24 protein-coding genes are annotated in these 24,795 nt (G+C 48.2%); 14 read left to right on the top strand and 10 right to left on the bottom strand.

Features of this window, described 5'->3' with window-relative positions; genetic code table 11:
* The first annotated feature begins 240 nt into the window (after window positions 1-240).
* The 13 genes from panB (at window position 241) to FHS16_RS08970 (ending at window position 13,694) form a co-directional block, all read left to right on the top strand.
* A complete protein-coding gene (gene panB / locus FHS16_RS09030) occupies window positions 241-1,149 on the top strand; it encodes a 3-methyl-2-oxobutanoate hydroxymethyltransferase (RefSeq protein WP_183561084.1) in 909 nt (302 codons plus the stop codon).
* The gene (gene panC, locus FHS16_RS09025) at window positions 1,146-2,096 is read left to right on the top strand and encodes a pantoate--beta-alanine ligase (protein ID WP_183561082.1); all 951 of its coding nucleotides are present in this window, start codon (window positions 1,146-1,148) and stop codon (window positions 2,094-2,096) included. Before panB ends, panC begins: the two co-directional genes overlap by 4 nt.
* On the top strand, window positions 2,023-2,406 hold the full coding sequence (gene panD, locus FHS16_RS09020; RefSeq protein WP_183561080.1) for an aspartate 1-decarboxylase: 384 nt from the start codon (window positions 2,023-2,025) through the stop codon (window positions 2,404-2,406). The genes panC and panD overlap by 74 nt, the downstream gene beginning before the upstream one ends.
* A 120-nt stretch (window positions 2,407-2,526) precedes the next feature.
* On the top strand, window positions 2,527-3,225 hold the full coding sequence (locus FHS16_RS09015; RefSeq protein WP_183561078.1) for a tetratricopeptide repeat protein: 699 nt from the start codon (window positions 2,527-2,529) through the stop codon (window positions 3,223-3,225).
* Window positions 3,226-3,241: 16 nt separating this feature from the next.
* Window positions 3,242-6,148, top strand: coding sequence for an ATP-dependent DNA helicase DinG, 3'-5' exoribonuclease type (locus FHS16_RS09010; protein WP_183561076.1), 2,907 nt, complete (start codon window positions 3,242-3,244; stop codon window positions 6,146-6,148).
* Window positions 6,145-6,801 (top strand): redox-sensing transcriptional repressor Rex, encoded by a 657-nt coding sequence (locus tag FHS16_RS09005; RefSeq protein ID WP_183561074.1) that lies wholly within the window; start codon window positions 6,145-6,147, stop codon window positions 6,799-6,801. Before FHS16_RS09010 ends, FHS16_RS09005 begins: the two co-directional genes overlap by 4 nt.
* Window positions 6,782-8,083 carry an amidohydrolase gene (locus tag FHS16_RS09000; protein WP_183561072.1) on the top strand — a complete coding sequence of 434 codons (1,302 nt, stop codon included), beginning with the start codon at window positions 6,782-6,784 and terminating at the stop codon, window positions 8,081-8,083. Before FHS16_RS09005 ends, FHS16_RS09000 begins: the two co-directional genes overlap by 20 nt.
* Before the next feature lie 32 nt (window positions 8,084-8,115).
* The gene (locus FHS16_RS08995; protein ID WP_183561070.1) at window positions 8,116-8,613 is read left to right on the top strand and encodes a cell wall elongation regulator TseB-like domain-containing protein; all 498 of its coding nucleotides are present in this window, start codon (window positions 8,116-8,118) and stop codon (window positions 8,611-8,613) included.
* Window positions 8,614-8,726: 113 nt separating this feature from the next.
* A complete protein-coding gene (locus tag FHS16_RS08990; RefSeq protein WP_183561068.1) occupies window positions 8,727-9,257 on the top strand; it encodes a hypothetical protein in 531 nt (176 codons plus the stop codon).
* Window position 9,258: 1 nt separating this feature from the next.
* A complete protein-coding gene (locus FHS16_RS08985) occupies window positions 9,259-10,752 on the top strand; it encodes an AAA family ATPase (protein ID WP_183561066.1) in 1,494 nt (497 codons plus the stop codon).
* A gap of 150 nt (window positions 10,753-10,902) precedes the next feature.
* Window positions 10,903-11,775: a 3-hydroxyacyl-CoA dehydrogenase family protein gene (locus tag FHS16_RS08980; RefSeq protein ID WP_183561064.1), complete on the top strand. Its 873-nt coding sequence runs from the start codon at window positions 10,903-10,905 to the stop codon at window positions 11,773-11,775.
* Window positions 11,775-12,986 (top strand): acetate/propionate family kinase, encoded by a 1,212-nt coding sequence (locus FHS16_RS08975; protein ID WP_183561062.1) that lies wholly within the window; start codon window positions 11,775-11,777, stop codon window positions 12,984-12,986. The genes FHS16_RS08980 and FHS16_RS08975 overlap by 1 nt, the downstream gene beginning before the upstream one ends.
* Window positions 12,987-13,013: 27 nt before the next feature.
* Window positions 13,014-13,694 carry a DnaD domain protein gene (locus FHS16_RS08970; protein WP_312890810.1) on the top strand — a complete coding sequence of 227 codons (681 nt, stop codon included), beginning with the start codon at window positions 13,014-13,016 and terminating at the stop codon, window positions 13,692-13,694.
* Window positions 13,695-13,889: 195 nt separating this feature from the next.
* On the opposite strand, the gene FHS16_RS08965 is transcribed toward FHS16_RS08970, so the two are convergent.
* From FHS16_RS08965 to FHS16_RS08925, 9 genes are all read right to left on the bottom strand, one after another.
* Complete coding sequence (locus tag FHS16_RS08965; RefSeq protein WP_246431688.1) at window positions 13,890-14,864, bottom strand: MerR family transcriptional regulator; 975 nt, start codon at window positions 14,862-14,864, stop codon at window positions 13,890-13,892.
* 138 nt (window positions 14,865-15,002) lie between these two features.
* Window positions 15,003-15,656, bottom strand: coding sequence for a methylthioribulose 1-phosphate dehydratase (mtnB, locus tag FHS16_RS08960; RefSeq protein ID WP_183561058.1), 654 nt, complete (start codon window positions 15,654-15,656; stop codon window positions 15,003-15,005).
* Window positions 15,656-16,336, bottom strand: coding sequence for a 2-hydroxy-3-keto-5-methylthiopentenyl-1-phosphate phosphatase (locus FHS16_RS08955; RefSeq protein ID WP_183561056.1), 681 nt, complete (start codon window positions 16,334-16,336; stop codon window positions 15,656-15,658). Before FHS16_RS08955 ends, mtnB begins: the two co-directional genes overlap by 1 nt.
* A complete protein-coding gene (locus FHS16_RS08950) occupies window positions 16,336-17,565 on the bottom strand; it encodes a 2,3-diketo-5-methylthiopentyl-1-phosphate enolase (RefSeq protein WP_183561054.1) in 1,230 nt (409 codons plus the stop codon). The genes FHS16_RS08955 and FHS16_RS08950 overlap by 1 nt, the downstream gene beginning before the upstream one ends.
* Entirely contained in the window at window positions 17,562-18,431 is an 870-nt protein-coding gene (proC, locus tag FHS16_RS08945; protein WP_183561052.1) for a pyrroline-5-carboxylate reductase, read from the bottom strand. The genes FHS16_RS08950 and proC overlap by 4 nt, the downstream gene beginning before the upstream one ends.
* A gap of 51 nt (window positions 18,432-18,482) precedes the next feature.
* Window positions 18,483-19,733, bottom strand: coding sequence for a glutamate-5-semialdehyde dehydrogenase (locus tag FHS16_RS08940; protein ID WP_183561050.1), 1,251 nt, complete (start codon window positions 19,731-19,733; stop codon window positions 18,483-18,485).
* 17 nt (window positions 19,734-19,750) lie between these two features.
* Entirely contained in the window at window positions 19,751-20,857 is a 1,107-nt protein-coding gene (gene proB, locus FHS16_RS08935) for a glutamate 5-kinase (RefSeq protein WP_183561048.1), read from the bottom strand.
* A 333-nt stretch (window positions 20,858-21,190) separates the two neighbouring features.
* Window positions 21,191-22,384: a pyridoxal phosphate-dependent aminotransferase gene (locus tag FHS16_RS08930; protein ID WP_183561046.1), complete on the bottom strand. Its 1,194-nt coding sequence runs from the start codon at window positions 22,382-22,384 to the stop codon at window positions 21,191-21,193.
* Between the two features lie 89 nt (window positions 22,385-22,473).
* Complete coding sequence (locus FHS16_RS08925) at window positions 22,474-22,944, bottom strand: hypothetical protein (RefSeq protein ID WP_183561044.1); 471 nt, start codon at window positions 22,942-22,944, stop codon at window positions 22,474-22,476.
* Between the two features lie 120 nt (window positions 22,945-23,064).
* Here FHS16_RS08925 and FHS16_RS08920 point away from each other — a divergent pair, with 120 nt between their 5' ends.
* A complete protein-coding gene (locus FHS16_RS08920; RefSeq protein ID WP_183561042.1) occupies window positions 23,065-23,865 on the top strand; it encodes a carbon-nitrogen family hydrolase in 801 nt (266 codons plus the stop codon).
* Here FHS16_RS08920 and FHS16_RS08915 read toward each other — a convergent pair whose 3' ends face one another.
* On the bottom strand, window positions 23,866-24,759 hold the full coding sequence (locus FHS16_RS08915; protein WP_183561040.1) for a LysR family transcriptional regulator: 894 nt from the start codon (window positions 24,757-24,759) through the stop codon (window positions 23,866-23,868).
* Window positions 24,760-24,795 lie beyond the last annotated feature (36 nt).

Here is a 24,795-nt window from a genome sequence, read left to right as displayed (position 1 = left end):
TTTACGGATTGCGGAAAGTTTGGTAAACTAGAGCTATCAGGCGGTATTCGAATGAAGCTGCACTGGTAATTATATTAATCATGTAAATGGTTGGGAATGCACACTCTGCTCTGAGCCGTAGGGACCGAGACAGAAGGAAGCACAACAAGCAAACGTTTCCTTTTCAGTTTGGGGACCTTTTTAGCAGCGGCTAAAAGGTTTTTTTGTGTTTATCCTATCATTGAACGGAGGATGAAGCTGATGAGGAAACGACTGACGATTACGAATTTGAAAAAAATGAAGCAGGACCGCAATGCGATTTCCGTTTTAACAGCTTATGATTATCCTTCAGCCAAGCTTGCTGAGGAAGCAGGAATTGATGTCATTCTTGTCGGAGATTCGCTCGGGAATGTCGTATTGGGTTACGATACAACGATTCCCGTTACAATCGACGATATCGTTTATCATACACGAGCGGTTGCCAGAGGTGCCCAGCAGACGTTCATCGTAGCCGACATGCCTTTTATGACATATGGTATCGGCCGCGAATCAACGCTGCGCAATGCAGCAAGAATTATGCAGGAAGGCGGCGCACAGGCTGTAAAGCTTGAAGGCGGCGTTGATATAGCAGACGATGTAGCCGCTCTAGTGAAAGCGGGTATACCCGTAATGGGGCATATTGGGTTAACGCCTCAATCGGTGCATCAGCTTGGCGGCTACAAAGTGCAAGGTAAGCTCGATGCTGATGCGCAGCGACTCATTAATGATGCGAGAGCAATAGAAGCAGCAGGTGCATTCAGTATTGTGATTGAGCTTGTAACCGAACCGCTTGCCGCACTCATTAGCGAATCGCTGACTATACCGGTCATCGGAATCGGAGCAGGAAGATCATGTGACGGCCAAGTGCTCGTATACCATGATATACTGCAATACTCATCTCCATATTTTGAGAAAAAGTTTGTTAAAACCTATGCCGATATCGGAACAACGATCAGAAATGCTATTCAATCTTATGTCGACGATGTGAAATCCGGGCAATTCCCTGAGGAGGAGCATGTATTCTCCGCACAGCCGGCAGATCTTCCATCCCTATATGGCGCCACGATTAATTCTGCTTCTGAGTCAGAAAAGAAAACCGTGGATTCTAAAAAGGGGGTACGGCTCACATGATTATTTGCCGTACGAGGGCCGAGCTTAAGCTAGCGCTATCTAACCTGAGGGAACATAACAAATCAATCGGGTTTGTGCCGACGATGGGTTTTCTGCATGAAGGGCATGCGTCATTGCTCAGGCAAGCAAAGGAAGAGAACGATGTCATTGTGCTTAGCATATTCGTTAATCCACTCCAGTTTGGACCGAATGAGGATTTGGATCGATATCCCCGTGACGAGCAACGGGATTTGGCATTAGCAGAGGAAAATGGCACTACGCTTGTATTTTTGCCTTCCGTGCAGGAAATGTATCCGCAGAAGCCGTTAACGTCGGTTATCGTAAACCAAGTAACGGATCGATTATGCGGCGCAACTCGACCAGGCCATTTCGATGGCGTCGGTACCGTCGTCAGCAAGCTGTTTCATTTGGTGAATCCAGATCGAGCATATTTTGGAATGAAGGATGCACAGCAGGTCGCCGTTATCGAGCAAATGGTCAGCGACCTTAACTTCGATGTAAAAGTGGTTGCTTGCCCAATTGTTCGCGAGCCGGACGGACTTGCATTAAGCTCAAGGAATGTTTATTTAACGCCTGAGCAGCGAGAGCAAGCCGTTGTGCTCTCAAGAACCCTTCGGCTTGCAGCAGAATGGAAAGAAGAGCGTGGAATGACGGCCGAGCGGCTTGAAGCCAAAGTGAAGGAAGCACTGAACGCAGCAGGAGAAGCTGTCATCGATTACGTAGAACTGCTTCGTTATCCGTCCTTGCAGCCACCAGAGGCTGCAGCAGAGCTGCATACCTTTGCAGAACCATTGATTTTGGCGTTAGCCGTGAAGTTCGGAGCAACGCGGTTAATCGATAACCATATTTTACAGGCAACGGAGGTGCATTCGAATGTTCAGAACGATGATGAAATCCAAGCTTCACCGGGCAACCGTAACGGAAGCGAACTTGAATTATGTAGGTAGTATTACGATTGATGAGAATTTGATGGAAGCGGCTAACATATGGGAAAATGAAAAGGTGCAAATCGTTAACAATAACAATGGCGCGCGATTTGAAACTTATGTCATCACAGGCGAGCGGGGTTCAGGCGTAATTTGCCTAAACGGAGCTGCTGCGAGGCAGGTGCAGCCTGGAGACCAGGTCATCATCATATCCTATGCCATGATGACCGACGATGAAGCCAGAGAGCATAAGCCAATCGTTACGATCTTGGATGCCAACAACCGTCCGCTGCAAATGCTGAATCAAGAGCTTCACGCGACGATTCTGTGATCCGAGATTCTTTATTTTAATCCCTGCATTATGTAACGAATGGGATGCTGCATGAAAGTCACCTTTAAAACAGAAAATGAACATAACACTCCTTAATTCTTTGGCGAAGGCGGGTGCGGTATGTTCCAACATATGTTTTCATCCATGAATGACATGCTTGATCAAATTATTGAGCATTATGGCGATGCAGACTCCAAGGAAAAGCAGATTTACGAAGAACAAATGAATGAATTGAAGAAGGTCAGCGATACGTTTATCGAGCAATGGCTTGAGTTCGAAGAGAAGTTTGCTGATTTCAAGGAGCAGAAAGGTGAAATGTCCGATGTCCCGAGCTCTGCGGGTGCTGTTCTGTCCAATATGCCTATTAGTGGAAAAGCAACCTGCAATTCGGCAGATTTGGAAATTCCAGATGAGATTGCTTCCGTCATATCCAAAGGCCAAGGCTATTATAAATTATTTATGTTTTCTGAAGCAGAGATGCAATTTCAAACCGTTATCATTCAGTCGCCCGAATGTAATTTGGCTCGATTATTTCTTGGCATGACGAATATGCATCTTCAAAACTGGAGTGAGGCACAGCGGCATTTTCAAATGCTGATTGCCACAACGGACTTTCCCAAATGGCTGGCTATGGGCTATAATGCGCTAGGGTGCATTCAAGCGGTGCATATGAATATGGCGCAGGCAGAACAATTGTTTCTGAAGGCGCATGATGTTTGTCCAAGCTTTAAGGATCCAATGAATAACTTGAAGTCATGCCAGGAAACGCCTAAGCAATTATCGTTATATTTCGGAAGCACGGAGCTGTGCTGTTTGTGAGAGGATCGGGGAATGAATGAAATTTGCAGTATTGGATTTAGAAACGACGGGACATAGCTCGGAGGATGACATTTTGCAGGTTGGTCTAGTCATCGTTTCTGATGAGCTAGAGATTATTGATCAATATAGCTCCTTTGTTCGGCCTAATATCCCAATACCGGCCTTCATTACACAACTAACAGGAATTGATGAATCGGTCGTTGCGGATGCGCCGTCGCTCAAAGAGGTAATCGACAAACTTCTTCCTCTCTTGCAGGATGCTGTATTGGTTGCGCACAATGTCGGATTTGATGCAGGTTTCTTGAACCAAGCGCTAAAAAAATGCGGGATGCGTCCATTCGGCGGAAGACGATTAGATACGATTGAGCTGCTCAAAATTTTATATCCGACCATAAATACGTATCAGCTTGGAGCGGTCTCCGAGCTGTTCGGGATACCGCATGATCAGCATCACCGTGCAGATAGCGATGCTAGGGCAACCGGGCTTTTGCTTATTGAAACGGTTAAAAAGCTTCGCAAAATGCCGCTGCTTACTTTGCAGCGGCTTTCCGCGCTTGTTGATGACGACAGCGATTTAAGCTGGTTCATTAAGCACACACAGCAGGAAATGGAATACAAAAACGTATTTGAATCGAATGAATACGATTATTTCAACCAATTCGCTTTGAAGGTAAGGGAATGGAACGAGGAGCAGCCTCCGCGCTCAAGCAGCTCGAATGCGATGCCGCTCACCGATGTTTCTTTCGACAATTATTTGGCTGACGTTAGGCAGCGCTTCGAGCAAAAGTTCGAAAATTATGAAGAACGCGAAGCGCAGGTCGCGATGTTTCAAGAGGTGTACAGCGCACTACATCAAAATCAGCATTTGCTCATTGAAGCAGGGACGGGAACAGGGAAATCACTCGGTTATTTGATTCCCGCCTTGTATTATGGCATTCAGAATGGCAAAAAGGTTGTCGTCAGCACCCATACCATTAACCTGCAGGAACAGCTGAGACAGCGTGATCTGCCGTTGCTCGAGGACATATTGCCCTTCGAATTCAGAGCTTCGATATTTAAGGGCAGAGGCAATTATTTGTGCTTGCGCAAATTCGAGGGCAAGGTGAACACCAAGGATCTTGTTTCACCCATTGAAGATACGGTAACTGCCGCGCAAATGGTCGTTTGGCTTGGCGAAACAGAAACCGGAGACCAAGAGGAGCTTAATTTCGGCAACAAGGGAGCTGAATTCTGGTCAACGGTAGCCAGCGACACCGACTCTTGTCTGAATCGAGCATGTCCTTGGTTTAAGCGCTGCTTCTACCACCGGGCGAAGCATGAAGCCAATATCGCAGATGTCACCATCACGAATCACTCCATGCTGTTCACGGATGTTCAAGCCGATCATCGGCTCTTGCCTTCATATACGCATCTTATTATTGATGAGGCCCACCATGTTGAGGAAGTCGCAGGCAAGCATCTGGGCATGCAGATCAATTATTTTTCATTGACTCAGGTCATTCAGCGTTTATACAAGGATGCGCGTTCAGGCTTGCTGCCTGGGCTTCGCCAGAAGCTGTTATATGAGGATGATGCGCATCAGGCATCTTGGCTTGAAACCATCGATACAGTCATCCCAATATTCCAAGAAATCAAAGAACATTGGGATAAGTTATTCGAGATGTTCTACAGCTTCACGTCCAACTCATCTGATGGCCCTACGGAAAACGGGCAATCGGTCTGCCGGCTTAAAAAAAACGAGCTGCCCGCAGGATGGGCGGATGGCGAAACGGTAGAAGGCAATCTTCATACGGAGCTGAACCGCGTAGCGCGCACCGTTGAAAAAATGATAACGGACATTAAGGACCGCATCGATGACATAGCCGTGCAGGCTATTATTACGGATTTGAATGGTGCCGTACGTGACATTGTAAGGTTAAAGGATGAACTGCGTATATTCATTAAGCTCGAATTAACCGATTCCGTGTTCTGGATTGAGGCAAGCAGCGTATACCGCTATCGCTCCGTACAATTATATGGTGTTCCTGTCGACGTCAGCGCGCAGCTGCAGAAATACTTTTTCGATGTAAAAGAAAGCATTGTGCTTACCTCGGCAACCTTGTCTGTCCAAAAGTCGTTTCAGTATGCTGAAGAGCAGCTTGGCCTTACCGGTTACGAGGAACAAGGAAGGCTGAAAACCGTTCAGCTGCCTTCGCCTTTCAATTATAGAGAGCAGGCACTCGTCGTTATACCACGCAACTTCCCAATGCTAAAGGGAACGGCCGTCGATGACAACTATATGGAAATGCTCGTAACATCGCTTGCAGACGCAGCTAAGGAAACGAACGGCAGAATGCTCGTTTTGTTTACCTCTTACCGAATGTTGAAACAGGTGTACGAGCCGCTGAAGGAAAGGCTAAGCTCCTCAGGCATTCAAGTACTCGGCCAAGGGATCGACAGCGGCAACCGTACGAAGCTTACGAGACGCTTCCGTCAGACTCCGGAGTCTGTGCTGCTTGGTACGAGCAGCTTTTGGGAAGGCGTGGATATACCGGGAGAAGCCTTGATCTGTTTGGCCATCGTGCGTTTGCCATTCCAACCGCCAAGTCATCCCTTGGCAGAGGCCAAAGCAGAAATGCTGCAGCGGCAAAAGCAGAATCCATTTATGAAGCTATCCATTCCGCAGGCGGTTATTCGGTTCAAGCAGGGGTTTGGCCGTTTGGTCAGGACGTCACAGGACAAAGGCATTGTCATCATTTATGATACAAGAGTCATTGATACCTACTATGGCAAACATTTCTTGTATTCGCTGCCAGGTCCCAAGATCGAAACGATGCACACGGATCAGATGATCAACCGCATGCGTGAGTGGCTAAGTGACGGCATAAAGGAAGAATCGGACAATAAGACGATCGAGCCAAGTTTGGAGGAGGAGAAGCGATGAAGCAAACGAAAATATCGGAGGCTGTCGTTAGAAGGCTTCCCGTATATCTCCAAGTGTTGAATGAGATGGTAAATCGCGAGATACAGACCATCTCTTCGCAAGATTTAGGAAATAAACTTGATTTGAACCCAGCGCAAATCCGAAAGGATCTAGCTTATTTCGGTGAATTTGGTCGCAAAGGAGTTGGCTATGACGTCGTTTATCTCATCGAAAAGATTCGTCAGATTCTAAAGGTGGATCAGACGATTAAGGTTGCATTGGTAGGTGCTGGGAACTTAGGGCATGCCTTGTGCAATTATAATAAATACTCAAAGGATAATATGCAGATTACGGCAGTATTCGATGATCACCCGAGCAAGATCGGAACGAGCATCAATAACTTAACTGTTCTTCCTATGAGTGAGCTTGTTGCAACGGTTGCCGAGCAGAAAATTCGAATTGGCATTATCACGGTACCAGCCATCGAGGCACAAAACGTTGCTAATCAATTCGTAGAGGCAGGCGTGGAAGGGATTCTAAACTTTGCGCCTGCCATATTGAGAGTTCCGGACGAGGTACGCATTCAAAACGCGGATTTCACTAGAGAATTGCTAAGCATCGCCTATTATTTAGTTCGAGAAGGAGAGAGCCAGGATGAGTCAGATTTGGATTGAAAATGGTTTGTTTATTACGATGGATGATGCAGCTCCATCCTTTAAAGGACATATGGTCGTTACAAACGACCGAATTTCATACATAGGTACCGAGGCGCCTGTTGGGCTTTCTGAGGCTGTAGAGAAAATTGACGGAAGCAAGCTGGCTTTCATGCCAGGTTTAATCAACACGCATGGCCACGCAGCGATGAGTCTGCTTAGAGGCTATTCCGATGACCAAAATCTCCAAGTGTGGCTCGAGCAGAAAATGTGGCCGATGGAAGGCAAATACGTCGATCAGGACACGCGGGCTGGCAGTGGTTTGGCCATTGTAGAAATGCTGCGTTCAGGTACAACCGCATTTGTTGACATGTATGACCGTATGGACCAAGTTGCGCAAATGACGGAGCTAAGCGGTATTCGAGGGGTTTTAACCAGAGGTGTCATCGGATTATGTCCGGAAGACGTGCAGGAAGCTAAGCTTGCTGAAGCCATAGCTTTCGCACGGGACTGGAATGGTAAAGCGGACGGGCGTATTACAACCATGATCTCGCCTCATGCGCCTTACACTTGCCCTCCAGCATATATTGAGCGCTTTGTACAGGCTGCACACGACCATAACCTGCCGCTTCACACGCATATGTCCGAGACAATTGCAGAAGTTGAGCAGAATGTAAGAGATTATGGTGTCAGACCTGTTGAGCACTTGGATCGACTTGGATTCTTCTCTCGGCCAGCCCTTGTTGCACATGCTGTACATTTGAATACGGAAGAGATTGAACTGCTTGCGGCCAAAGGCGTAGCGGTGTCGCATAATCCTGTCAGCAACTTAAAGCTGGCAAGCGGTATTGCACGCGTACCGGAGATGCTTAGCGCAGGCGTAACGGTTTCTTTGGGGACAGATAGCGTGGCAAGCAACAATAATCTTGATTTGTTTGAAGAAATCCGCTTCTCTGCCCTATTGCACAAAGGAATTTCTGGCGACCCTACGGCCATTCCTGCATGGGAAGCGCTTAAGCTTGGCACAATCTACGGCGCGAAATCGATATGGCAGGAAAATGACCTAGGAAGCTTGCAGGTTGGCAAAAAAGCAGATTTCATCGCTATTGATATAGAACAGCCGCATTTCTATCCACAAACCGATATGATCTCCCATTTGGTATATGCGGGGTCTGGCCGGGATGTTAAGCATGTATGGATTGATGGACGACAAGTGCTCCGAAACGGTGAATGTACGTTCCTGGACGAGGAGAAAGTTCGTTACGAGGCGCAGGCGAGCTTCGATCGTCTGCTGAACGCCTAATGCGCGCGACAGCAAGGAAACGTCCTCCGTTCATGACGCTGCAGAGATGGATATTTCTAATCGTCGCTGCTCTCTTGCTGCTGTTAACCATCGTTTTCATTTATTTTCTTGAAATTCAGAATCCGCAGCGAAACGCCATCGAGGAAGCTGAAAAGAAAGCTATCGAAGCAGCAGGACTTACGCAAATCGAGCACGTGTACCATCAAGTTTGGGACAAAGAAAGCTGGATTGTGGAAGGAACCGATCAGGATGACGAGAAAGTGTTCGTATGGCTGGTGGATGAATCGAATCCGGAGATTGTGAAAGCTTCTACGGGAATCTCGATGCAAGAGATGAAAACCAGCTTCAAGGGCGAGCATCCAAATACGAATATCATCAGGATACAGCCTGGCTTGCTTGATAATCAGCGGGTATGGGAAGTGTATTATACCAGTGGAGACGAGACGAAGCATTATAAGTATGATTTCTATAGCTTTGATAGCGGAGAATTGATCAATTCCTATACGCTGCCTAACCGGACGGAGCCATAAGGCTCCGTTTCCTTTTATTGATAGACGAATCTTGCAGTCATAGATGATATACTATCGTATAGAGATAGTGATATACGGAAGTAGCATATAAAACTGCGGGAGGGATTTTATATATGATGAGACCGCGAGTTATACCCATTGTCATTACAGCGGCTATTTCGGCTGGCGTTCTGTTTGGCGGCTGGGCGATTTATAATCAAGTGGCTTTAGCTGCGCCTTTGGAGCAGGTGGCAAAAAACGTAAACGGCGTTATCGCCTCAGATAAACCGGTTATTGCCGGGGACAAGGTTACCCTTTCACTTGAGCTTGCAGACGACGCCAGCTTAAGGGATGTTTATGAGCATATTGAAGCAAACGGAAAAAAGGTTTTTGATGAACGGCAGTTGATCCTCAATATTAAACAAAACACAGATAAAGAGCTCGATGAGATATGGTTTGCGGCTATGTTCGACATCGCTGAAGCGATGGAGAATAAGACTTATTCCGGCATTCCTGCGGCAATGAACAAAGCGGCTGCCGCTAATAAGGATGTTGAAGTAACAACAGAAATGGATGATGTTAACGTATATGTGACGCTTAGGAATTCGGATGCTGTGAAATACGTCGTGCTGCCGCGCATGTCTGTCCAATTGGAGGCGTGGTAATATGCGTAAGTATGGAATGGAGATCGCGATAGGCATCGTGCCGGTAGGAATCGTTTTTTTAATTTTCATCGGACAGAATGTCGTTCCCATGCTGCTGCTTGGCCTTCTAGGCTTTGCTGTCGTATATGCGGCAAGAGGCAGGGGCAAGCTCACTGCGCTATCAGGTCAGAAACAGCGTGCCGGTGAAAAGGTAAGTCCGCTTACCTTTGAACAAATCGGAGGACAGGAGCGTGCAAAACAGGAGCTTGTAGAGGCGCTTGACTTTCTTGTCCATCAAGACAAAATTGCGAAGCTAGGCATACGACCATTGAAAGGTATTTTACTCTCTGGTCCTCCCGGAACGGGAAAGACGCTCCTAGCGAAAGCAGCGGCCCAATATACGGATTCCATTTATTTGGCTGCTTCAGGCAGTGAATTTGTAGAGATGTATGTCGGTGTCGGAGCCGGACGCGTCAGGGATTTATTCAAGGAAGCACGAACAAAAGCAAACAAGGCGAAAAAGAGCAGTGCCGTTATATTTATTGATGAAATTGAAGTCATCGGCGGTAAGCGGGATGGCGGACAGCAACGTGAATACGACCAGACGCTGAATCAGCTATTGACTGAGATGGACGGGATTTATGCCAATGAATCCCCGCGAATTTTGTTGATTGCGGCAACCAACCGCAAGGAAATGCTGGACAGCGCACTGCTGCGGCCAGGCAGGTTTGACCGACATATAGGCGTAGATCTTCCTGACAAAAAAGGCAGGCTGCATATTTTGAACATCCATGCGAACAATAAGCCGATAGAGCCTAATGTAGACCTCGAACGCATAGCCAGGGAATCATTCGGATTCTCAGGCGCTCAGCTTGAGAGCGTTATGAATGAAGCGGCGATTTATGCGATGCGTGACAGCAGCGAACAGATTGCTGAGAACCATTTGTCTATGGCAATTGATAAAGTGATGATGGGCGAGAAGACGGATCGCGAGGCTTCGAAGGAAGAACGAGAACGGATAGCGCTTCACGAGCTGGGACATGCGATCATGGCAGAACTTGTCCGCCCTGGCAGTGTATCACAAGTCGCTTTGTCGCCGCGTGGGCAGGCACTCGGCTATGTTCGTCATAACCCGCAGCAGGATCAGTATTTATACACCAAAGAATTTTTGAACGGCCAGATTATGATTGCTCTAGGCGGTGCCGCTGCGGAGGAAATGTTCTATGGAGACCGCAGCACCGGCTCCAGAGGAGATTTCGAGCAAGCCATGAGTATCGTCAAAACATTAATGGAATCAGGGCTCACCGAGCTTGGCATAATCGATACAAGCATGCTGACTAAGGACGTATGGGCATCGACGAACCGATTGATTTTGGATCAGCTAATGCTGCAAACCAAAACGATGCTGGAGGCTAGAAGATTGGTGTTCACACAGTCGCTTGAAACGCTGCTGCGTGAGGAAACGCTTAGCGGCGATGAGTTCAGAAAACTGTTTTCACCGAATTCTGCTGCATAAAACGTTTACAATATTACAATTTGAAGGCGGAGTACGTATCCGCCTTCTCTTTTTGATGAAAAACGTTATAATAAGAATGAATATAAATATAGAGAATGCTTCTCAATTGGTTATAAGAGGCATAAGTAACATACTAAAGGAGAAAATACATTGCACATAAAAACAGTGGGCGTGGTAGGAGTAGGAACAATGGGGCAAGGAATAGCAGAGATGCTGGCCTCAAGAGGATTGGACGTAATTATAATCGAGCGCTCGGAGGAGCGTCTTGCCTATGGCAAGGAAATGATTGTGTTAAGCCTGGATAAGCAAATCGAAAAGTGGGCGCTCACGCAATCGGAGAAGAAGCTTATTATAAATAGAATTCAAGCAACGACCAGCTATGACAGACTGGCTGAATGCGAGCTTGTCATTGAATCGATTACGGAAGATCTGGAGCAGAAAAAAGCCATATTCGAGACCATTGATCAAATCTGCGGGGCTGACGTGATTCTTGCCAGCAATACCTCTACACTCAGCTTAACAGAGCTTGCCAGCGTTACTAAACGACCTGATCGCGTAATCGGCATGCATTTCATCTATCCCGTATCCAAAATCGATTTAGTGGAAATCGTTCGCGGATTGAAAACCTCCGAGGATACTTTCCTCCAAACGAAGCACTTCGTTGAAGAAGTCATCAACAAAAAAGGGGTTATGGTGTTTGAATCACCTGGCTTCGTAACGACACGCCTTATCTGCTTGTTCATAAACGAAGCGCTTCATGTGCTTGAAGAAGGCGTTGCTTCTGCTGAGGATATTGATAATGCAATGCGAATCGGCTACTCCTTCCAGCATGGGCCTTTTGAAATGTGCGATCGCTTCGGCTTGGATTCCGTGCTTGCTGCCTTGGACCGGATGTTCCGCGAATATGGCGAACTTAAGTATCGTCCGTCTATCGTCTTGAAAAAAATGGTGCGAGCTGGTCATCTCGGCGCAAAATCAGGCGTAGGCTTTTTCAAATATGACAAGGATGGGGATCGGATATAATGAAAGTACTAGTCATCAATGCAGGAAGCTCCTCATTAAAATACCAGCTGTACGATATGCGTGATGAATCCGTTTTGGCGAGCGGACGCGTTGAAAGGATCGGAATGGATTCTTCCATCGTAACGCATGAGCCAGTCGATAAGCCGGAAGTTCGCAACGTTAGCGAAATTCTAGATCATGTAACGGCCGTGAAGCGGGTAATCGACATGCTGACGAATCCGGAATTCGGCGCGATCAGCCATTTAAACGAAATTGAAGCAGTAGGCCACCGCGTTGTGCACGGCGGCGAGGCGTTCAGCAGCTCCGTACTTGTGACACAGGAAGTCAAATTGGAGATACGCAGATTGTTCGATCTAGCACCGCTGCACAATCCTGCGCATATGATGGGGATTTCAGCGGTTGAAACGAATCTGCCGGATGTTCCGCAAGCAGTCGTATTCGATACAGCTTTTCACCAAACGATGCCTAATACGTCTTACTTGTACCCAATCCCAACCGTGCTTTACCGACGTCACAAAATTCGCAGATACGGCTTCCATGGCACATCGCATTCTTACGTAAGCGCGCAAGCTGCAAACTATTTGCAAAAGCCGCTTGAGTCTATCAAAATGATTACTTGCCATATCGGCAATGGCGCAAGCTGCGCAGCTATCCTAGATGGCAAATCATTCGATACTAGTATGGGAATGACGCCGCTTGAAGGCTTGATGATGGGCACGCGCAGCGGCGATATAGACCCGGCGATTGTACCTTTTGTCATGAACAAAGAAGAATTGACATTAAATGAAGTGAATTCTATGCTGAATAAACATAGCGGCATGCTTGCCATTTCTGGCATAAGCAGCGATATGCGCGAGGTTACCGAAGCGATGGTTGACGGTGACAAAAACGCTAAGCTCGCTTTTGACATGTACGCTTATCGGGTTAAAAAATATATCGGCGCCTATGCTGCGGCAATGAACGGTGTAGATACAATCGTGTTCACTGCAGGCGTTGGCGAAAACTCAGTTGCGCTGCGTAAAGCGATTTGCGAAGGGATATCCTTTCTTGGCATTGAGCTGGATGACGCTCGGAACGAGCAGCGCCGCAAGGATTGTCGCGAAATTACGAAGGAAGGCTCACGCGTGAAGGTTCTCGTGGTACCAACCAATGAGGAGCTGCTCATTGCTCGAGATACGTACAACTTAGTGAAGCAGTCCAGAACGTCATAGATGCATGAATAGGAGGCAGGGCTGGCAGTGAACAATGAGATATGGAAAGCGTACTCGCATGGTATGGCTGCTGCATTGCAAGAGGGCGGCGTTTATGTATCAGCGATGCTGCTGCGTACATACAGCCAGCTTGGCATAACGGATACAGAAGCGATGCTGCTGCTGCAGATCATGGTCTATATGGAAGCTGATATGAACGATTTCCCAACTCCAGAAGAGCTGGCTGAACGGATGGGCTTGACTGTGAATGAGGTTGGTCAGTCGCTTGGCAGGCTGATGAAGGACGAATTTCTTACCATTGACGAATATGTAGATAACGTAACAGGGATGCAATCGGAGAGATATAATTGGACAGGCTGGTTGTTAAAGGCTTCATCGCTATCCGCAGAGCAAAAACGGGAGTCGAGGAAGGCTGAACGACAACCCATTCGGCAGCCGCAAGCTCCAGCATCAGATTTGTTCAGTGTGTTTGAGCAGGAATTCGGGAGATTGCTTTCACCGATTGAATGCGAGACGATCTCAGGGTGGCTTGATCATGATCGATACACCGATGAAATTATTCGCTTTGCCCTCAAGGAGGCCGTTTTTGCCGGTAAGCTTAGTTTGCGTTATATTGATCGGATACTTATCGAATGGAGCCGCAACCGTGTGACAAATGCGGATGAAGCCCGCGCCCACGCGCAGAAGTTTCGGGGAGGAAGAGGTTAAGCCTATTATGGCTTAACCTCTTTTGTTTGTGCTGAGTAAAGGCAGAAGACTTATATCACTGGGAACAACTATGAAGCTAACGGTAGGCAGCCGAGTAATGCGTTCATGACGTCCATGCCAACGATCCCTTTGTTACTTTACGGAGTCTAAAACGTTTCTTAATTGTATTTCGCAATCCTAGTTTATTATCCTGTTCTAAATCTTGCTTGCAAACACAAGCTGAGAAGCTGAATTCAAGCTTTCCGTTACGACCGAATAGCCATGTCTCCTGAACCAGTCAGCCTGCTGCAAGGAATCCTTCCCGTTATTCGTTGTGACATCGGAAATGGCAATCCTTCCGCCGCTAAGCAGCACGCGGTCCATCTCTTCAAGCGCAACCTCCTGTTGGGCATGATCAAGATGATGCATGGCAAAGGAGCAAGCAATAAATGAAAAGCTATGTGCAGCTAGTGGCAGGCTTAGCATATTGCCTTGCTTCGCATCCACAGAAGGGAGCCTTCGGCGAACGATGGCGATCATCTCAGCAGATTGTTCAACGGCCGTTAGGCTGGCGCCTGCCTGGACAAGCAGGGCAGATAGATTCCCGCTGCCAGATGCAAGCTCAAGACCTGGCTCATTGCTAACCGGATCAATCCATTCAACGGTTCGGATGAGCGCTTGGTAATACTGGTCTTCTTCAAGCACACCTTGGAGTGCAGCAAGCGGTGTATCATTACCATGTAGAAGAGCCATCTCATCGTAATTCCATTGATCGCTCCAGGATGCGCGTATCATCCGGGAGCGCTTCATCTCATCGGCTGCATGCTCAAGCCTCTCCAGGTCAGGATTTCTGCTTCGCTGCCATTCTGAGATCGTTTCGTCCAGTGCTTGCAGCGCTTTGGTAGCAGTGATCCATTGCTCATATAGATTAGAGCGCGCACTGTCTAAGGTGCGTATAAAAATATCGGTGTCATTCATACGGCTTATCGTTTCTTGGATTGATGAGAGCGGCATGCCAAGCTCCCTTAGCGATATAATCCAACGAAGTCTAGTCAGATCCTGTTCGGAGTATGACCGGTATTTATTCTCGGGTGCTTTTTGGGGCTGGATCAGCCCTTTTTCCTCGTAAAACCGCAGCGTGCGAGGCGTCACGCCTAACTGCCGAGCAGCTTCATGCACTCTTATGATCATCACCTCTATTCTCATTATGAACGTTACCGTTACGTCAAAGTCAACTATTCAATCTCATTATTACATATGAGTTACCATGGCTAACGAAAAAAGATGCCAAAGCAGCCGCATGACTGTTTTGACATCTATATGTTCTATCTAACGATTGCCGCGCTGCAGAAGCTCCAAGCGGTACACGTATTCGAAAATGAATTCAAAAGCTTCCAGATGCCGTTTCGCTTCGAATGCATTGGCACCCCATGCATAGATACCGTGCTTACGCAGCAATACGCCAGGAATATGCTTAACGATACGTTCTGTTATTTCTGGCACGATCGAAGGGATGTGTGCGAAATTAGAAACGATCGGAATATCAATATGAGCTTCTTCATCCCAAATATTAAAACCTTTGATTAGCTCAACGCCATCAACCGGAACAGACTTGCGATCCCAGAAATATTCAGAAATTACGCTATTGAAAACGGAGTGGATATGGAAAATGGCTCCGGCGCCTGTGAGCTTGTATATTTCGCAGTGAATCAACGTTTCAGCGGAGGGCTTCAGGCGCGTTGCCTCACAAGGCTTGCCATCTTGATCAACGAACAAATAATCTTCTGGGGTATGTACGGTTTTGTCCTTGCCGCTCGCAGTTACAGCAAATTGGAAGTCATTCGGATTGAAATCTCCGACGCGGATAGATAAGTTGCCGCTAGTGCCAGGAAACCATCCGCGCGAAGCAAATAGCTCCTTCACCTCTTGGAGCTCGGATAAAGCCCGTTGTTTGTCTTCTAATGCGATTTGTTGAAAGCTCATTACGATTCCGTCCTTTCGTTGCTCATGCTTTGGATGATGTCATAGAATGTTTCATATTTGGAATGTGCAAGACCAAGCTCTTTGCATTTCGTCGTTAAATGAGAACGGGAATACACGCGATCGGCAAGCTTTGCACCTTCAAAATCGGTTACGCTGTCCCCGATAATGATGCGCTCATATTGTTCTGGAGGAAATCGGCGCATGATGGTTGTTTTGCACATGCCGCAATCGTTCGTACAGTTCCCGTCACATGGATTTGGCCATAAAATTTCAATGCGATCGCCGCTGAAGTCACTGCTGTTGCAATAAATATGATCGATTGGAATATGAAACGCTTCGAGAATGGGATAAACGAAAAAATCAATGCCGCCGCTCGTAACGTAGAACTCAATGTGCTGCTCCGCGCAGTAAGCGAGAAATTCGGCGAATCCTTCGCGTATGCGCGCATTCGATATGCTGAAAGCGATGACTTCCTCTTGCATGGAAGAAGGAAGGAGCCGGAAAAGCTGACCGACCCCATCTTTGATAGAAATTTCCTGCGCAATGGTTTGTTCGGCAATTCGCTCCCAGCCCTCAGGATTGAAATGTTTGATGATTGCAATGATATTGTCATTTACGGTAATCGTCCCGTCGAAATCACAGAACACGATGCGTTTCTTGGTTGTGTTAGTTTGTGTCATTATTCCCTGATCCCCCATGCGTTCACTGCGGCTTGCAATGCTTCATTACCGGGATGCGCTGCAGCATCACGGAGGGAAATGCCTTCCAACGCAGCTGATATCGCTTGACGGAACGCTTGACCGCCCGCTGCGGTACCCATGGGATGGCCATGAATGCCGCCGCCAGCGTTAACAACAACATCGGTTCCAAAATCTTTAAGGATGAGCGGTACAAGACCTGGGTGAATGCCGGCAGACGGAACCGGGAAGCTTGTCCGAAGGCCATGCAGCGGCGAGAGAAGAGCGTCTTTCACGGCTAGATTCTCTTCCTTCGGCATGACGACTGAGCCGTAAGGAGAAGGGAAGAGGACCAAGTCGGCGCCGGCAAGCCGCATCAGCTTGCCAAGGAGCAGCGCTGCGCTTATGCCATAATGCGGCGACGGGTACATTGCACCTGCCATTGCGGGATGAGCTGCTATAGGTACGCTGATCGATGAATCGCTGCTTAACTCGTGCAGCACATCATAGCCGTAAGCGAGAACGTTGAACAGAAGAGCATTGGCGCCTGCGTCAATCGCTTTGCGTGCGCTCGCAGCCAGCTGCGACGTCGGTCCTGTCAAATTCACGGCATACAGCAGCTTCTGACCTGTCTCAGCCTCTGCACGTCTTGCCGCTTCCATACACGCTTCGACACGCTTCTCCAGCGGAGTCAATGGATTCTCGAATAAGATCTCATCGTCCTTGATCAAATCAACGCCGCCAAGCGCTTGTTTGTAGAACTGATCCTGCAGGTTAGCAAGATCATAACCAACTACGGATTTAAAAATACTCATAAGCAAAGGACGGTCATGTACACCAAGCAGCTGCCGAACGCCGTCAAGTCCGAATTTCGGACCAGGGAAAGCAGATGCGAAAGATTCGGACACGTCTAAATCAAGCAGCTTGATTTTACCGTCCATCGAGAGCTTGCCGAATACCGTAACGAGCAGGGCAGGAAGATCCCGGCTGAAGTTGATATCCGGATAGGCGATTTGAATATCAGCGTACCGCTCGCCCGGTGCAGCATCCGCAAGTTCATGGACCGATATGCTAAGCACCTTTCCTAGATGCTTTTCCATATTTGCCTTTTGGGCTTCAGGAAGCTCTGTCCAACTGCCAACTGTCAAGCCGACAGCAATAGAGATTGCTTTTTTGTTGAAATCCGCTTTGTCATCATAAGTCCGGTAGGTAGCTATGCAGTATCCGTTCATTCCGAAATGCTCCTTTCGATGGCGGCTCCAAGCTCTCCTGCTCTTTCGGCAGAGCGATTGATGCCTTTTTCAATGGTACCTGCGAAATCATTCGCTTGCATAAGCTCAATTGCAGCTTGAGTCGTCCCGTTCGGGGAGGTGACTTTGCGCCTAAGCTCAGCAGGCTCCTCGCCTGTATGACGAACCATTTCAGCCGCGCCTAAAACGGTTTGCACTACAAGTTCTTTTGCCGCTGCTTCAGAGAATCCTAGCTTTATTGCCGATTCGATCATGGATTCCATGAAGTAATAGACATATGCCGGACCGCTGCCCGAAACGCCTGTAACGGCCTGTTGAAGCGACTCATCCACTACGGCGTTAATGCCGACGGAGCTGAAAATAGCTTCCGTGAGCAGCGTTTGCTGCGCGGATACACGATCGGAATAACTGATGCCGGTTGCGCCTAAGCCAATTGTGCTTGAGGTGTTGGGCATCGCCCGAACGACTGCAGAGTGACCGCCAAGCAGTCGTTCAATGGATTGTATGGATAAGCCGGCAATTACGGAAATGATGAGTTGATTTGGCGAGATAAATGCTTTAATGCCGGCAATCGCATCAGCGGCATCCTTCGGCTTCATGGCTAGGAAAATGATATCGGCTTCCTGCAAATAGGATTCATTTTCTTTGCCTTGCAATATCGTTTGAACACCGTAGCGCTCGTTCAGCTCAGTCAAGCGGTCAGCATTCTGGCGGTTAAGCATCGAGATGCGGTTCGCTTTTATCAGCTCTTTGTTAATGATGCCTCTTGCAATGGCTTCTGCCATGGAACCCGCGCCGTAGAAGCAGATTTGCAGGCTGGCAATACTTGTTTGCGTTAATTGTGACATTCGTACATTCCTCCGATATATCGGTTCATGAATAAGCGATGAACCCATTGATTAGCCTCTGATTTGACCGTTCCCATAAATCTGATATTTCGTTGAAGTGAGTGCAGGCAAGCCCATTGGTCCGCGAGCATGGAGCTTCTGCGTGCTGATACCGATCTCAGCTCCGAATCCGAATTCAAAGCCGTCTGTGAATCGAGTAGAGGCGTTGTGGTACACGGCTGCTGCATCCACTTCCTTAATGAAGCGTTCCGCATGAGCTTTGTTTTCCGTGACGATGCATTCTGAATGCTTTGTGCTGTACCTTCGAATATGCGCGAGAGCCGTATCCAAATCAGGTACGACATGTATATTTAAAATATAATCACTATATTCTGTGCTAAAATCCTCATCTGATGCGATTTTCATGCTAGGTATAAGAGCAGCCGCCTGCTCGCAGCCCCGAAGCTCAACGCCAGCTTGGATAAATCGGTCAGCGAGAGTCAATAGATGCTGCTTGGCAAACTGTTCATGTAGGAGCAATGTTTCCATTGAATTGCAGACCGATGGGCGTTGCACTTTTGCATTAAAAGCGATCTCAGCAGCCATATTGTAATCCGCGCCGGCATCTACATAGGTATGACATATACCGGCACCTGTTTCAATAACCGGCACGGTTGCATTCTCGACGACATTACGAATTAAAGACGCACCGCCGCGGGGAATGACTACATCCAGCAGGCCATTTAATTTAAGCATTTCATTAACCGAGGCACGGTCCGAATCCTCAATGAGCTGTATAGCGTCAGCCGGCATTTCCGTCAACCGCAGTGCGGCTTTGAGAACTTCAACGATTTTACGGTTGGATTCAAGGGCTGCCGAGCCGCCGCGAAGGACGACGCTGTTGCCCGTTTTCAAGCATAAGCCGGCAGCATCTACCGTTACGTTTGGTCTTGCCTCGTAAATCATTCCAATTACGCCGAGCGGTACACGGATCTTATTTACTTTCAATCCGTTAGGCCGATCAAAATGCTCCAAAAGCTCGCCGACTGGATCAGGAAGTTCGACGATTTGCTTAAGGCCTTCGGCAATAGCTGCAATTCGGTCAGGTGTTAGAGCTAAACGGTCAAGCATGGATGAGGTCGTTCCATTCTCGCGACCATTGTGCAAATCAAGCGCATTGGCTGCGATTATCGCTTCCTGCTCGAAGAGTAGAGCATCAGCCATGCGCAATAGGGCCGCATTTTTCTGAGCCGTAGTCAATTTGTTCATTATCGTTGAAGCATCTTGTGCCAATGCTGCTTTTGTCCGTACTTCGCTTGTCATAGTAGCAAGCCTCCTTGTTATTTTAATGAAATCCATTCGTCGCGATGAATGAACTCGATTCGGGATACGTCGATTCTTCGTTTGACTTCCTCAGTAGTAAGTCCCGCAACTGCTTGAATTTGCCAAGCTGCGTAGTTGACAACCCCTCGTCCGATAATCTCGCCTTTCTGATTGGCTACTTCAATCACGTCTCCAGGCAAAAATTCGCCGAGCACTTCATGGACACCAGCCGGGAGCAAGCTTTTTCCGCCTTCGAGCATGGCTAGAGCAGCACCTTCATCCACCGTTGCGCGGCCAAGCGGTATGGAGTGAAAACCTAGCCATTGTTTCTTCATGGGCAGGCTGTTAAGTTTGGTGTCGAAATATGTACCGCGGCCGTTGCCCTCAACGGCTAAAGACAAATCGCCTTCTTGCTGAACCTTGCCGATAAACGCGTGCACGCCACCGCGCATCGCGATTCTGGCCGCCTCAATTTTGGAACGCATGCCGCCCGTTCCGACCGAAGAGCCTGCGCCGCCTGCCACCTTCATAATATCCTCGGAAATTTGATCGACGCGTTCAATTTTGACCGCTTGCGGATTTTTACGAGGGTCCTCAGTGTACAAGCCGTCCATATCCGTGATGATGACAAGTTTTGCCGCTTTTGTCATGGCAGCTACGAGTGCGGACAAGCTGTCATTATCTCCGAACTTCGGAACCAGCTCATCCGTAGCAACCGTATCGTTCTCGTTAATTATCGGAATAATGCCAAGTCGCAGCAGTTCCTCTATTGTCATGAGCGCGTTTTGTATACGCCGCCTATTCGAGAAGTCTGCTCGCGTAAGCAAGATCTGGGCTGCAACGATGCCATAGCTATTGAAAGCTTCTTGGTAGGCTTGCATTAGAAGCGCTTGCCCAACAGCTGCCGCGGCTTGCTTCTCATGTACGATCTTAGGCTTAGTTGCATATCCGATCTGACGAAAGCCGGCAGCGACTGCGCCAGAGGTAACAAGCATGACGCTGTTGCCTTTCTTATGCAAAGAAGCGAGCTCTGATGTGAAATACTGAATGCGCTCCCGATTCAAGCCGCCTTCATCGGAGGTAAGGGAGCTGCTGCCAATTTTAACGACTATGCGTTCCGTCATCTTTATCCCATCCTATGCTTGTTTCATGACGACAAAAAAGACCTTCGTCCATAAAGGACGAAAGTCTTAGCTTCCGCGGTACCACCTTTGTTGACAACCCAATTATGATAGGGGTTATCCAGCTTAAGCCTATAACAGAAGGCGCTGTCCGGTTCATGGCCGGCCGCTCGGAGGTAGGTTCAGCAAGCGGCCTTCGGTAAATTCTCGCAGCCCATGGAATTTACTCTCTGATCGCGACCCTTCTTGCTTACTTGTCCCGTCATCACGTTCATGTTCAATTCCTACAAGCATATCACGATCCAAAGCTGCTGTAAAGCAAGGCATTGCCCCGATTTAATGAAACAGATTCAGCTTGCCAATTCGTTCAACCGCCTCTTGAAGGCGCTCTTCGCTCGTTAATAGTCCCAGTCTGACGAATCCCTCGCCATGTGTTCCAAAGCCTACTCCCGGTGCTACCACTACGTCTGCTTCCTGCAATAACAAATCTGCGAAGGCTTCCGACGTGAAGCCTTCTGGAACGGGAAGCCAGCAGAAGAATGAACCGCCTGGGCGAGCGGCCTTCCAGCCGATTCGATCAAGGGCCGTGAACAGCGCTTCTCGGCGTCGCTCATACATGGCTCGAAGCTCATTTACGCATTCTTGGGGGCCTGTTAAAGCAAGCGCGGCCGCTTCTTGAATCCCGCCAAAAAGGCTGCAATAGTAATGGTCTTGAATCAAATTGATGAGCTTAATGATCTGCGCATTGCCGATAGCGAAACCAACGCGCCAGCCTGCCATATTGTAGGTTTTGGACAGCGTATAGAATTCGACGCCAACTTCCTTGGCGCCAGGCGTTTGAAGAAAGCTGATCGGCTTATGCCCGTCGAAGCCAATCGCACCGTAGGCGAAATCGCTCGCGACAACGATGCCATGCTTCTCGGCATATTGTACGGTTTGCTCATAGAATGCTGCACTTGCAACAGCGCCTGTCGGATTGTTCGGATAATTCATAAACATTAGCTTGGCTCGTGCCGCTAGCTCCGGGCTTATCGCTTCATAATCAGGCAAATAGCTGTTTTGCTCCGTTAAGGGCATAAACGACATCTCGGCACCGGCTAGCGCAACGCCAGACCAGTAATCCGGATATCCGGGATCGGGCACCAGGCACACGTCACCCGGGTTCAGCAAGCACTGGCTGATCTCGACTAATCCGGTTTTTCCTCCGAATAAGATGGCGACCTCAGTCGTTGGATCGACATCAACGTTGTAATCTTCTTTGTACCGCTTTGCAACAGCTTCCTTAAGGAAAGGGTAGCCGCTGAAAGGGGGGTACTTATGATACAACGGGTTGGCAGCTGCTTCCTGAAGCTTGGCAACAATATGGGGAGGGGTCGGCTGGTCCGGATTGCCTTGTCCCAAATTGATAACATCGCGTCCTTTGGCTGCTTGAGCATTCGCTTTGGCGACCAGCTTGGCAAAAAATTGCGTCGGAAGACCGTTCATCCGAGTCGCAGGTTGAATAAGGTGTTGACCGATTTGTGTTTCCATTCCCTCACACTCCACATGGCAAAATCGCTATCTATAGTTAAGCAATAGCTTTAATGTAGCATGAATGCAGGGAGATGAGAAGCTAAAGCCTAAGAACTGGGGACGCCTACCTTTTGAAGGAACGGCTTGATATCGGCCTTGAACAGGAATAAGTAAGGTCTGCGCTTCTCATCAAAAACGAGCAGAATCGGTGGTTTATCCTTGCAGTAAAAAAGGAATAGATCGTCGGAGGTTACCGACACATCATTCGATTTAATCGTCACGGCTTTCGCTAGAGGCACGCGGTACACATAGCTGCAGCTCTCGTCATTCGTTACCTGCGGAGCCAAACCGCTAATCGAATTGACCCATGATGAGGCAAAGGATTGATACTGTGCATCATTTGGAATCGTTTTGATGACTTTGCCGGCAGCGACATCGAACACTTGCACGGGTTTCAGGCCTGTTTCCGTGGCTGGAGCGGTATGTGCCTGGTGAGCGGGATAAGCGGAAGCAAGTTGTGCGAACAGAAAGAGCGAGCAGCATGCCAGCAGCATGGCGGCTATTCGTTTTGGGTGCATAATTGACATTCTCCTTTTTGAAGCAAAGTTGTTATTCCTTCTTGTTACAGTTCCCATCTTGACACAAATCCATGACAAGGTATCATTAGGGAAAAAAAGCAATAACGGGAGGAACCCACCATGAGTCAACAATTGCGGATAGCATTGCTGCAAATGAACATAGAAGCCGGAAATCCGGAAGTCAATTTCACGAAGCTGGCAGCCATGCTTGAGGAAGCGGTCAGCCAGCCGGTTAAGCCGGATGTCATCATGTTTCCTGAGATGTGGAATACAGGATATGCGCTTACGGAAATCAAAACAATCGCAGATAAAGACGGGGCTCGAACCAAAGCGTTTCTATCAGACTTCAGCAAGAAACATCAGGTCCATATTATTGGCGGATCAATTGCTGAGTTGAAAGGGGAGAACGTGTATAACACGATGTATGCGTTCGACCGCAATGGCGAACAAATTGCGGACTACTCCAAGATTCATTTGTTCCGGCTTATGGATGAAGAGAAGTATTTGGCAGCAGGCGAGAAGCCCGGTCGCCTGGAGCTGGAGGGATCAGGAGCAGGAATGATGATCTGTTATGATATTCGTTTCCCGGAACTCGCCAGAAAGCTGGCGCTGGAAGGAGCCAAGCTGCTATTCGTACCTGCAGAATGGCCGCATCCGCGCCTGCATCATTGGAAAACTTTGTTAACCGCGCGCGCAATCGAGAATCAGATGTTTGTCGTAGCCTGCAACCGCATGGGTACGAGCGGAGATACGCAATTTTTCGGGCACTCGCTTATTCTTGATCCCTGGGGAGAGACCGTTGCCGAGGCAGGAGAAGAAGAAACCATTTTGTATGCGGATATCGATTTGACGCTTGTTGATTCGGTTCGATCCAAAATACCGGTATTCGAGGACCGCAGGCCTAATATATATGAAGCTTGATCACGGATAGTTGCTTATCGTTTTGTTCAACGTTCGAATAAAAGCTTCTGACGCCTTCGATAAATAACGGCCTTTGCGGCTGGCAATGACCAGCGTTCTTGTCGGCTTCTGCGCTAAGGAAAGGTAAACAGGCGCGAATTGAGAGCCTTTGATTCGCGTAAGCATTTGCGGGACGAATGCTATTCCCATGCCTCCGGCAACGAGAGACTGGATCGTCTCGATATTGCTGCTTTCGAATACGATTCGCGGTGAAAATCCAACCTGCTCGCAGAGGTCTACCGTAATTTGGCGGAAGCCTTGCCCTCTTTTTAAACCTATGAAAGGCTCTTCCTCCAGCTCGGAAATATCGATCGGGTCGATTCTTTTCGTTAAATGATGGTTCGGAGGGACGGCAAGGCAAATCTCCTCTTCGAGAAACGGTTCCCATGAGAGTGAATTATCGATTAATGGGAGAGAGAGGAGACTAAGATCCGTCCCGCCGCTCGCTGTAAGCTGTTCAAGCTTGGCCGTTGTATCTTCGACGAGTACTACCTCGATTTGTGGATATTGCTCACCGAATACGGGCAGCACCATTGGCAAGATATGCGAGCCGGTGATAGGCAGCGTGCCAACGACAAGACGGCCGCGGCGCATCTGAGCCATATCATCCATCTCTTGTTTAAGCTGCTCGACCGCATCAAGAATCGCTTGCGATTTGCTTACAAAAACTTGTCCGGCTTGCGTGAGCTCAACGGAGTTGGTCGTTCGGCGAAACAAAAGCACGCCTATTTCTTGCTCTAGTTTGGATAGCTGCTGACTAAGAGATGGTTGAGCAATATGCAGTTTCTCAGCAGCGCGCGAGAAGTTTTTCTCAGAAGCGATCTGGATCACGTAATTTAGCTGTCTAAGCTCCATGCAGATATCTCCTTTATTTGTATTATGATGAATTGA

Source organism: Paenibacillus endophyticus (genome assembly GCF_014192395.1).
Classification (GTDB): Bacteria; Bacillota; Bacilli; order Paenibacillales; family Paenibacillaceae; genus Pristimantibacillus; species Pristimantibacillus endophyticus.
The sequence above is the reverse complement of the archived record's forward strand: the minus strand, read 5'-3'. Positions and strand labels throughout refer to the sequence as shown.